The organism is uncultured Campylobacter sp., from assembly GCF_938041645.1.
Taxonomy (GTDB): Bacteria; Campylobacterota; Campylobacteria; order Campylobacterales; family Campylobacteraceae; genus Campylobacter_B.
On the sequence record NZ_CALIST010000036.1, the window covers coordinates 1 to 9,685 of the forward strand.

The 9,685-nt window shown below is 48.5% G+C and carries 11 protein-coding genes and 1 CRISPR repeat array; of the genes, 10 read left to right on the forward strand and 1 reads right to left on the reverse strand.

Annotation, left to right across the window (positions count from 1 at the left end; genetic code table 11):
- Positions 1–60: 60 nt before the first annotated feature.
- Positions 61–616: a CRISPR direct-repeat array (repeat unit 30 nt; unit sequence GTAGAATTCCATCCCGTTGGGAATTGAAAC).
- 118 nt (positions 617–734) lie between these two features.
- Entirely contained in the window at positions 735–1,637 is a 903-nt protein-coding gene (gene ppk2, locus Q0600_RS05585) for a polyphosphate kinase 2 (protein ID WP_298757887.1), read from the reverse strand.
- A 108-nt stretch (positions 1,638–1,745) separates the two neighbouring features.
- Between ppk2 and dsbD the strand changes: the two genes are divergently transcribed.
- The 10 genes from dsbD (at position 1,746) to Q0600_RS05635 (ending at position 9,557) form a co-directional block, all read left to right on the forward strand.
- The gene (dsbD, locus tag Q0600_RS05590) at positions 1,746–3,713 is read left to right on the forward strand and encodes a protein-disulfide reductase DsbD (RefSeq protein WP_298757890.1); all 1,968 of its coding nucleotides are present in this window, start codon (positions 1,746–1,748) and stop codon (positions 3,711–3,713) included.
- Between the two features lie 48 nt (positions 3,714–3,761).
- Positions 3,762–4,340, forward strand: coding sequence for an imidazoleglycerol-phosphate dehydratase HisB (gene hisB / locus Q0600_RS05595; protein WP_298757893.1), 579 nt, complete (start codon positions 3,762–3,764; stop codon positions 4,338–4,340).
- Between the two features lie 260 nt (positions 4,341–4,600).
- Positions 4,601–5,023 carry a hypothetical protein gene (locus Q0600_RS05600; protein ID WP_298757896.1) on the forward strand — a complete coding sequence of 141 codons (423 nt, stop codon included), beginning with the start codon at positions 4,601–4,603 and terminating at the stop codon, positions 5,021–5,023.
- 7 nt (positions 5,024–5,030) lie between these two features.
- Entirely contained in the window at positions 5,031–5,168 is a 138-nt protein-coding gene (locus Q0600_RS05605) for a hypothetical protein (RefSeq protein ID WP_297881384.1), read from the forward strand.
- A 1-nt stretch (position 5,169) separates the two neighbouring features.
- Positions 5,170–6,117: a substrate-binding domain-containing protein gene (locus Q0600_RS05610; protein WP_298757899.1), complete on the forward strand. Its 948-nt coding sequence runs from the start codon at positions 5,170–5,172 to the stop codon at positions 6,115–6,117.
- 86 nt (positions 6,118–6,203) lie between these two features.
- Complete coding sequence (locus Q0600_RS05615; protein WP_177389116.1) at positions 6,204–6,692, forward strand: HAD-IIIA family hydrolase; 489 nt, start codon at positions 6,204–6,206, stop codon at positions 6,690–6,692.
- A gap of 67 nt (positions 6,693–6,759) precedes the next feature.
- Positions 6,760–7,293: an LPS export ABC transporter periplasmic protein LptC gene (gene lptC / locus Q0600_RS05620; RefSeq protein WP_297944378.1), complete on the forward strand. Its 534-nt coding sequence runs from the start codon at positions 6,760–6,762 to the stop codon at positions 7,291–7,293.
- A complete protein-coding gene (gene lptA, locus Q0600_RS05625; protein ID WP_298757902.1) occupies positions 7,257–7,772 on the forward strand; it encodes a lipopolysaccharide transport periplasmic protein LptA in 516 nt (171 codons plus the stop codon). Before lptC ends, lptA begins: the two co-directional genes overlap by 37 nt.
- Complete coding sequence (locus Q0600_RS05630) at positions 7,769–8,668, forward strand: GTP-binding protein (protein ID WP_298757905.1); 900 nt, start codon at positions 7,769–7,771, stop codon at positions 8,666–8,668. The genes lptA and Q0600_RS05630 overlap by 4 nt, the downstream gene beginning before the upstream one ends.
- Positions 8,669–8,780: 112 nt before the next feature.
- Positions 8,781–9,557, forward strand: a complete 777-nt coding sequence (locus Q0600_RS05635; protein ID WP_298757907.1) for a GNAT family N-acetyltransferase — start codon at positions 8,781–8,783, stop codon at positions 9,555–9,557.
- Positions 9,558–9,685: the final 128 nt, after the last annotated feature.

Sequence of the window (9,685 nt, forward strand, 5' to 3'; positions counted from 1 at the left end):
GGGAATTGAAACAAAAGTCTTTTTATTACTTTTATTATTACTTTTAAAATTTTATAGTAGGCAAGATTCTATTCCACTGGGAATTGAAACATCATAATGCTATCTTTAATGGATACGAGAGCCTTTAAGTAGAATTCCATCCCTTTGGGAATTAAAACAGTCCGTATATGATGAAGCGGAGGGGCCCGGTGAAAGTATAATTCCATCCCGTTGGGAATTGAAACAATTTTTTGGATCGAGCCCTTTAATAAAAGACCTATCGTAGAATTCCATCCCGTTGGGAATTGAAATTATCACCAAACTCGGGGTTACCGACAAGGTTAAAGTAGAATTCCATCCCGTTGGGAATTGAAACCAATGATCCACAATGCAATTTCCATTTCCATATCGTAGAATTCCATCCCGTTGGGAATTGAAACGAACTGAAACTGCGCAAGCTTCGCCCTGCAGTATTTGGTAGAATTCCATCCCGTTGGGAATTGAAACTATGAACGACAGCCGCAGAGAAAAGCAAGCGACGAGGTAGAATTCTATTCCATTAGGAATTGAAACGTGATATACTTCATCACGTAGCCCGTGGCGTTGTGTAGAATTCCATCCCATTAGATAGAATTTCAAAGAATCTTGAGGTGCACAATCATAGAATTTAATGCGTTTCTATATATTAGGAAATAAATCCCTAATGAAGCAATTCCTAGCAAGCCTCCCTAGCGAGTAATCTTCATTGGCAAGATTCAACCCTTTTTCTTATCCTTCTTGTTCTTGCGGGAGGGGCTTTCCAGCTTGCGCCAAGCCTCGCTTTTTTGGCTATCCTCCATTAGCACTATCTCCCTGGCGCCGTTTCGCACGAGGTTTGGATCCACCGCAAGCTCCTTTGCATCGATCTTTTCGGGATAGTCTATGCGTGAGAGGATGCAGCGGAAGGCGTTTAGCCGCGCGATCTTTTTGTCGTTGCTATCTAGGATCGTCCACGGCGCAAACTCGGTATTTGAAGCGAGCAGCATCGAGTATTTTGCGAGCGTGTATTGATTCCACAGCTCCTGCGATCTCGCATCCACCGGCGAGAGTTTATATTGCTTCAGCGGATCGGCACGGCGCGATTCGAAGCGCCTTTTTTGCTCCTCTTTGGAGACTGAGAAGTAAAATTTAAACAAAATTATCCCCGCACTTACCAAAAGCTCCTCAAATTTAGGCACTTGGCGCAGGAAATCTTTATGCTCGGCGTGGGTGCAAAAGCCCATCACCGGCTCGACCATCGCGCGGTTGTACCAGCTGCGGTCAAAGATCGCGATCTCGCCGCCGCTGGGTAGGTGCGCGACGTAGCGCTGGAAGTACCACTGCGTCTTTTCGACGTTGCTCGGCTTTTCGAGCGCTACGATGCGGCATCCGCGTGGATTTAGGTGCTCGGTTAAACGCTTGATCGTGCCGCCTTTACCCGCCGCGTCGCGCCCCTCCATCAAAATCAAAATTTTTAGCCCCTTTTCTTTTACGAATTTTTGCAGCTTCAAAAGCTCGATCTGGTATCTCTCAAGCAGCGTTTCGTAGTCTTTGAACGAGATTTTTTCGTACTTTGAGCTTTTAAATTCTATCTCTTTCAGCGCTATTTCGCCCGTTTCGGTTTTGATCTCTTTGCTCATATCGCCTCCTAAAAATTTTAAGGAATTTTACAAAAAAGTTCTTTAGATTACACTATAAATTCATACTTATTACGTTAGAATGTAGAAAAAAATTTCAAAGGATAAAATTTGATCAGATCGCTGATTTTAGTAGCATTTTTTCTCTTGGGTTTAGGTGCCGAGCCCTTAAAACCTTCCGATGCGTTCAAGCTTGACGCGACGGCGCAAAGTGGTAGCGTAACGCTAAGCTTTGATATCGCGGACGGGATCTATCTCTATCAAAACGAGATAAAAATTTTCACTGACGGCGCGGAGGTGACGAATTTAATAAATCTGCCCGCCGCGACCGAATACAAGGATTATAAAATTTACGAGGGTAAATTTAGCATCGTCGTGCCTTTAGGCCTCGTACTCGCAAATGCCGCAGACAGCGATGATTTTGTGCTTAACGGCGATTTTTTGGGCTGCACGAAGTCGGGCTTTTGCTACCAGCCGCAGCAGTTCGGCTTTAGCTTCAAGCGCGCGGCGGAGGGCTATGAGATCGGTAAAATTTCAAACTCCGAGTTGAAAAAATATCGAAAAGGCGCAAATTCTGCGCAGGCTTCCGCGGGCACGCAGAGCAGGGCTTTAAATTTTGAAAGCAATACCGCAGCTTCGGGCGCCGCGGCAAATTTTGAGGCAAGCTCGCACGCGACGGGAAATTCCGCGGCGAGCTCGGCGGAAAGCGCTGCAGTAAATTCCGACGAAACCTCCGCGCCAAAAACTTCTCGCGGCGCAAATTCCATCTCCGAGCAGGATAAAATTTTAAATGTTCTTAGCGGCAAGAGCTTCATCGCGGCGATCGCGCTGTTTTTCGGCTACGGCGTGCTGCTCTCGCTAAGTCCTTGCGTCTATCCGCTCATCCCGATCCTCTCGTCGATCATCGTGGCGAAAACTTCCTCGAAGCCGAGCGCGAAAAAAAGCCTAGCCGTAAGCCTCGCGTATATTTTCGGGATGGCGAGCTCGTATGCGATTTTAGGAGCTTTCGTGGCGGTTTTTGGGCAAAATTTACAGGGCCTGCTGCAAACTCCGCCCGCACTGATCCTAACCTCGCTCATATTCGCCGCGCTCGCGTTTTCGATGTTTGGATTTTACGAGATTCGCTTGCCTGCGCGCTTTCAAAGCTTCTTAAATAGCAAAAGCGAAAATGCCGGCGGCCTGATCGGAGTTTTTTCGATGGGGCTTATCTCGGCGCTCGTCGTATCGCCGTGTATCTCCGCTCCGCTTGCGGGCGCGCTCGTTTATATCGCGGGCAGCGGCGACGTTCTGCTGGGCGCGGCGGCTCTTTTTGCGCTGGGGCTCGGAAGCGGCGCGCTACTCCTTGTGGTAGGGCTCGGCGGCGCACTGCCTAGACCCGGAGCTTGGATGGAGGCGGTGCCTAAAATTTTCGGCTTTTTGTTGCTTTTTACGGCGGTATGGATTTCGCGCACGCTCATCGGCGAAAATTTAAGCCTGCTGATTTACGCGGTTTTAGGCGCGATCTTCGCAGGATTTTTGGGGCTATTCGACGGCGGCGCGGGTGGCATCAAGCGCGCTTTAGCCCTTGTAATCGCTCTATATTCGGCGCTACTGCTCGCGGGCTTTGCCAGCGGTGCGAAAGATTTTTCCAGGCCGCTTGGTAATCTAATCCCGCAAAATGCGAGATATTCCTGGGGCGGCTTGGGCGGCGAGAGCTTGCAAGCGGGCGAAATTTCTCGCGCTAAAAATTTAAGCGGCGCGCATTTTTCGTTTGTGCACGATCTGGCGCAGCTGCGCGGCGAAATAGAAAATTCCAAAAAGCCCGTGATAGTGGATTTTTGGGCTAGCTGGTGTAAAAATTGCGAGCAGAGCGAGCGAGCGTTCGCGGATCCCGCTCTTGCGGGCACTCTTGATAAATTTAGCCTTTTAAAGATCGATCTTAGCGAAGATAGCGAGCAAAATAGGGTGATAAAAGCGCATTTCAACGTATTCGGCCCGCCTACGATTCTGTTTTTTAAAGAGGGCGCCGAGATTGCGAACCTGCGCCAGATCGGCAGCGTAAATTCCGAAAAGCTGGCCGAAATTTTAACCGAAATTTAGTGAAATTTAGATAGATTTCAAACAAAATTTAGTTTTAAGGATTGCGCGATGATAAGCAAAAATAGGGCTACGAAAGAGACTAAAATTGAGCTTGAGCTGGAGCTTTACGGGCGCGGCGCGGTGCAGATACAAACGGGCATCGGTTTTTTCGATCATATGCTTAGTGCATTTGCCAAGCACGCGTGGATCGATCTGAGCCTACGCTGCGAGGGCGATTTGCAGGTTGATTTTCATCACAGCGTCGAGGACTGCGGCATCGTGCTCGGAAGCGCGATCAAAGAGGCGATCTATCCCGCACAAAACATCGAGCGCTTCGGTGATAGCGTCGTCGTGATGGACGAAGCCGCCGTAAGCGCCGCGCTTGATTTTTCCAACCGCGCGTTTTTGGTATTTGATTGCCCGAGCCTGAAGCACGGTAAGATCGGCGAATTCGACGCCGAGCTCGTGGAGGAATTTTTCCGCGCTCTGGCTTTCAATGCAAATTTAACGCTGCATCTAAGCCAGATCCGCGGCGAAAATCTGCATCACGTCGCAGAGGCCGCGTTTAAGGCGTTTGCCGTCGCATTCCGCCGCGCGATAAGTATCAACGAGCGCGCTGGCGTGCCTAGCACCAAGGGCGTTTTATAGCGGCAAATGCGCGCTAAATTTAGCAAAATTAGCAATTCGCGGTTTTGTAATTTTATCGGCGTTTGAAATTTTACTCTCGCCGCCGCTTTAAATTTGCAAAATTTCGCCATTGCTCTGGCAAAGCGCGCCGCTTTATTAAGACCGCTTGCGCTGGCGGTGCATTTGCGCCCGCCGCGAAAACCGCGAACTATACTATATGAAATTTCGCACTGCCGGAGCGCTAAACCGCCGCTTTGCATATTAAAATTTAAAGGTAAAAGATGAATAATTTCGGATCGCTTATGGAGATTTTAAATGTGCTGTTTTTGATCTGCTTTGTTTGGCTTATCGTGTGTTTGATTAAATTTATCAGATCAAAAGACGAGCCGGAGCGCCATAAAAGAGATAAAAAATTTCTAATTATTTCGACGGTTGCGTTTTTGTGCACCCTTGCTCCGCTGGTATATTTTGAGTGGCTGCCGGATCTATTCATCTCGATCTCGGTTTTGATCGCGCTGCCGATAATTTCGTTTATTTGCCTCATCGTGTATTTGGTAAAATTTATTAAATCTGCTAAAAGCGAGCCCGAGCGCCGCAGAAAGATTAGAAATCTTCTGATCCTCTGCGCGTTTTTGTTCATAATCTTTTCGGCGGTCTTAGCCGGCTTTTTATGGCTGCTTAATAGCGCGCTTGCGCATATGTGAGGCATAAATGAGCGATGAAATTTTTCAAAAAACGATCGCCGTAATATTGACGGCTTGGGCGATCAGCGTTTGCGCGCTAACTGCAGCGGCGCTGTATCTGCAGAGCAAATGCTCGATCATCTCCTATATCGCGAACGGCAACTAAGATGAAGCGCACATCTATCGTCATTTTGCTGCTGCTTAGCTTTGCGGCTTTCGATTTTGCATTTTACAGCCTCGTCGTGAAGCGATACGTAAATCAAAGCAGCGCCGAGATGCAGGCTAAATCGATCGAGTTGCATAAATTCCTGCCGTTTGAGCAGGGTTCGCAGATCGTGCGCGCCAGCTCCGGCTTAAAACTTAGCGGCGATCTGCCGATAATCGACGGCGCAGCGGCTTTATATCCCGTATTTTCGGCATTCGTCGCGGCAAACTATCCCAAAGAAAGCGTGAAATTTGACGGGCAAAATTTCACGAGTGTTAGCAGGCTTAAATTTAGCAACACTCGCGGCGCATACAAGGCCATAAGCGACGGCGAGGCGGATCTGATCTTTGTCGCCGCCCCTTCAAAGCAGCAGCTTGATTACGCGCGCGAAAAGGGCGCAAACTTACGCTTCGTGCCGATCGGGCTGGAGGCGTTCGTCTTTATCGTAAATGCGAATAACAAAGTTTCAAGCTTAAGCGTGGATCAGGTGCGAGGAATTTATTCTGGGCAATATAGCGACTGGTCGCAGCTCGGCGGCGAGCGCATGCGAATAGATGCCGTGCAGCGAAACGCGGGCAGCGGCAGCCAGAGCGCGTTTTTAAAATTTATGGGCGAGACGCAGCCTAAGCGCAAGATCACAGGCTTTTTCGGTAGTGCAATCGGCTTTTCGTTTCGATATTACGTCGAGGGGATCGTGCAAAAAGGCGGCGTGAAGATGCTTAGCCTAAACGGCGCGTATCCGAATAAAGAAAATATCTCTAGCCGCAAATACCCGCTCGTAGCCGAAATTTACGCGGTTTACGACGAAAATAACAAAAACGAAAATATCCGCATCTTGATAGATTGGATCCTTTCGCCGCAGGGGCAAAGCATCATCGAAAATAGCGGCTACGTGCCAATTAAGGGCTAAGATCGCGGCTTAAATTTATACGGCGTTTGCCAAAAATTCAGCCAAATTTCGTTAAAATCACAAAATTTCAAAAAACGGAAAACGAAGTGATAAAGATCATATTTTTAGACGTAGACGGTTGCCTTAGCGACGGCGGGCTGTATCATTCAAACGGCGGCGAAGAGATGAAAAAATTTAACGTAAAAGACGGATTCGGCATCCAGGAGTGGCAGCGGCTGGGGCTAAAGGTCGCGATCATCACCGGCAAAAGCTCGCAAATCGTCGCAAACCGCGCGCGTGAGCTAAAGATCGATACGCTCTTTCAAGGCGAAAAAGACAAGCTCTCAAGGGCGGAGCAAATTTTAAAAAATTTTAACCTAAGCTTCGATGAGGCCGCCGCGATCGGCGATGATATAAACGACGCGAAGCTTTTAAATGCGGTCGCGATCAGCTTCAAGCCCGCCGATGCGCTAAGCTCGCTAAAAGCAGACGTCGCGCTAAGCAAAAACGGCGGCTGCGGCGCGGTGCGCGAGATGATCGAAATACTCGTCGATAAAAACGGCATGCGCGAAGAGTGGAATAGCAAATGGCTGTAGTTTCGCAAGCGCGCGTGAGAATGCCTGCGAGGGGCGAAATTCCGCGCAGATCAAAAGGAGCCGAGCGATGGTGATAAAAATTTTCTACGTCGCGATTGCGATCTTTTGCGTCGCGATGGTGTTTTTAAGCGTGCAGACGCCGTATTTTAGCGATATGTTTAGGCAAGATCTAAGCATTGCGAATATGGAGATGAAAAAGATTGTCGATTATCAGATCGGCGAGCGCGTGGATGCTAAATTTACCGCGGACGGCGGCACGCGCTATAAGGATCGCGACGAGTTTGTAAATTTTAAAGCCGAGGAGATTAGCGCGGATCTAAATCACACTTTGGTTTCAAAGACCGCGACGCGCGCCGGCGAGCTGATAAAATTTAACGGCGACGCGCATTACGTAAATAGCAGAGGCTTTGATTACACGGCGCAAGAGATCATCTACGATACGAGCAGCAAGATCGTCCGCTCCGACGTGCCGTACGTGCTGCGCCAAGGCGGCGACCGTATCACGGGCGCAAGCATAAGCTACGACACCAAAACCAAACAAACAAACTCAAAAGGAATCCACGCATGGTATTTAATAAAAGATCAAAACTCCACAAACTAATACTTTCAGTCGCGCTAATTACTAGCTTTAGCGCTACTACTCTTAGCGCCGCGCAGGAGCAGGTCGAGGTCACGGCGGATAATTTTTTCGCCGACGAGATCAAGCAGATCAGCGTGCTGACGGGCAACGTTCATATCAAAAAGGGCGCTTACGATACGCTAAATTCCGATAAAGTGACGATTTACTTCGACGCCAAGCGCCAGCCTACCAAATACGTCGCGACGGGAAATGCAAATTTTAAAATTTTACTCAATCAAAAGCATTACGACGGCAAGGGCGGCGTACTGACCTACGATCCGACCATCGAGGCTTACACGCTTGAAAACAACGCCTATCTGCACGAGGCCGAGACCAAAAAGGAGGTTTACGGCGATAAGATCATCGTAAATCGCCAAAAGGGCACCTACGAAGTAAAAAGCGGCGGCGGCGAGAAAAAGCCCGTGCGTCTGATCTTTCAGGTCGAAGATCAAAACAAATGATCTATCCTAGCAGCGCGCAGTTTATCACCTCCGCCGCAAATATCGCGGGTGCGCCCGAGTTTGCGATGAGCGAAGTGGCGTTTTTGGGGCGTTCCAACGTCGGCAAAAGCAGCCTGATAAACGCGCTTACCGGGCGCAAAAATCTAGCCAAATCAAGCTCGACGCCTGGTAAAACGCAGCTGATAAATTTTTTTGAGGTTAAATTTAAACAAAAGCTTGCCGCAGACTCGGACGGCTCGCAAAATGAAACGTCGCCCGATCTAGCGAGCAAAGAGGCTTTAAGCTCGGCTGCAAATTGCGTGCAAGAGCGCGCGGACGCTGCGGCGTCTGCGCAAAATTCCAAGCAGAATTCTATTTTAAATTTAAAAAGTGCCTCGGCGGATTTTAGATCGGATCGCGAGACAGATCTTGCGGCAGGTTTTACGTCAAATTCCGCGCAAAGCTCTGAATTAAATTTTACAGGTAGATCCGCGCTAAGCTTAGCGGGCAACCCCGCTTTTTCGGATCTTGCGAGCTTGGAGGAAAATATCTCTTTGATCTTCGTGGATCTGCCGGGGTTCGGGTATGCCAAGGTTTCTAAAAAACTGTATTATATCTGGCAAAAAAATCTCGACGAGTTCATCAAAGAGCGCCTAAATATCAAGCTTTTCGTCCATCTCATCGACGCGAGGCAGTTTGATCTTACGATAGATAAAAATTTGCAAAACTATCTCGCTAGTTTTCTGCGCGGCGATCAAAAGGTTGTGAGGCTCTACACCAAAGCCGACAAGCTCAACCAAAGCGAGCGCGCAAAGCTTTTGAGGCACGATCCGCAGGCCGTTTTGGTCTCGACGCTAAAGGGCGGCGGGCTGCAAAAAGCGCGCGAAATCATCGTGCGAGGGGCGTTTGGATTATGAAATTTCTAAATTTAAATACGTTAAATTTAGCGGCGCAGAATTTCAAAATAATTAAATTCAGCGGATATAAAATGCGCCGCGAAAATCGCGCAAAGATTAGGGAAAATTTTAGATGATATGGCTAAAAAAGGCGCGCCTTTGCGACATTTCACGTATGCAGGAGCTCGTAAAAGAGGAGGTTCAAAACGGCGTGATTTTGCCGCTTGAAAGCGATGAGATTGCTGCTCATATTCGCTCATACGTGCTGGCATTCGGCTGCGATTCTAAGGCGGATACGAGCTTTGATTCTAAAGAGAATTCCGATTTAAATTTAGCGCGCAATGCCGATTTAAATTTAATCCAAAGCTCTGCCGAAAATTTTGCCGAAATTACTTCTGAAAATTCCGCCGAAAATGCCGCGGGTAATTTTGCGTCGCAAAGAGATATGCCACAAAATAGCGCGCTGCAAGCTATATCCGGGGCGGGGCGTGCGCAAGCGGGCAAAGAGCAAATTTTACGGAGCGAGTATTCGCAAGAAGCGGGCGTTTTTCAAACCGAACGTTCGCAGCCCCACGAATCGCAGTGCTTAAAAGAAGCCGAAATTTTAGCGGGCTTTGCTTCGCTTAAAATTTTTAACGCAGATCTTGCCGAGGTGCGCTCGCTCATCGTCGCTCCGCAGTTTCGCAGGCGCGGCATTGCCAGAGCTATCGTAAACGAGCTGCTCAGCGAAGCGAAATTTTACGGGCTGAAAAGCGTATTTACGCTCACCTATCAAAAGGAATTTTTCGAGCGGCTGGGGTTTACCGAAATCCCAAAGGATGAGCTGCCCGCGCAAAAAATTTGGGCCGATTGTATTAAATGCAAAAAGTTTCCGGTATGCAACGAAATCGCACTTATCTATACGTTATAGCGGACACGCTTTTTAGCGCGGGGGTTCTTTTTTACCTGCTTCTAAGTGCGGTGTATAGGGGGCTGCCGCCGCTGATCGGATTTTTTTTCACGGCGATGGTGGTGCAAAAATACGAAAACGACGTGAAA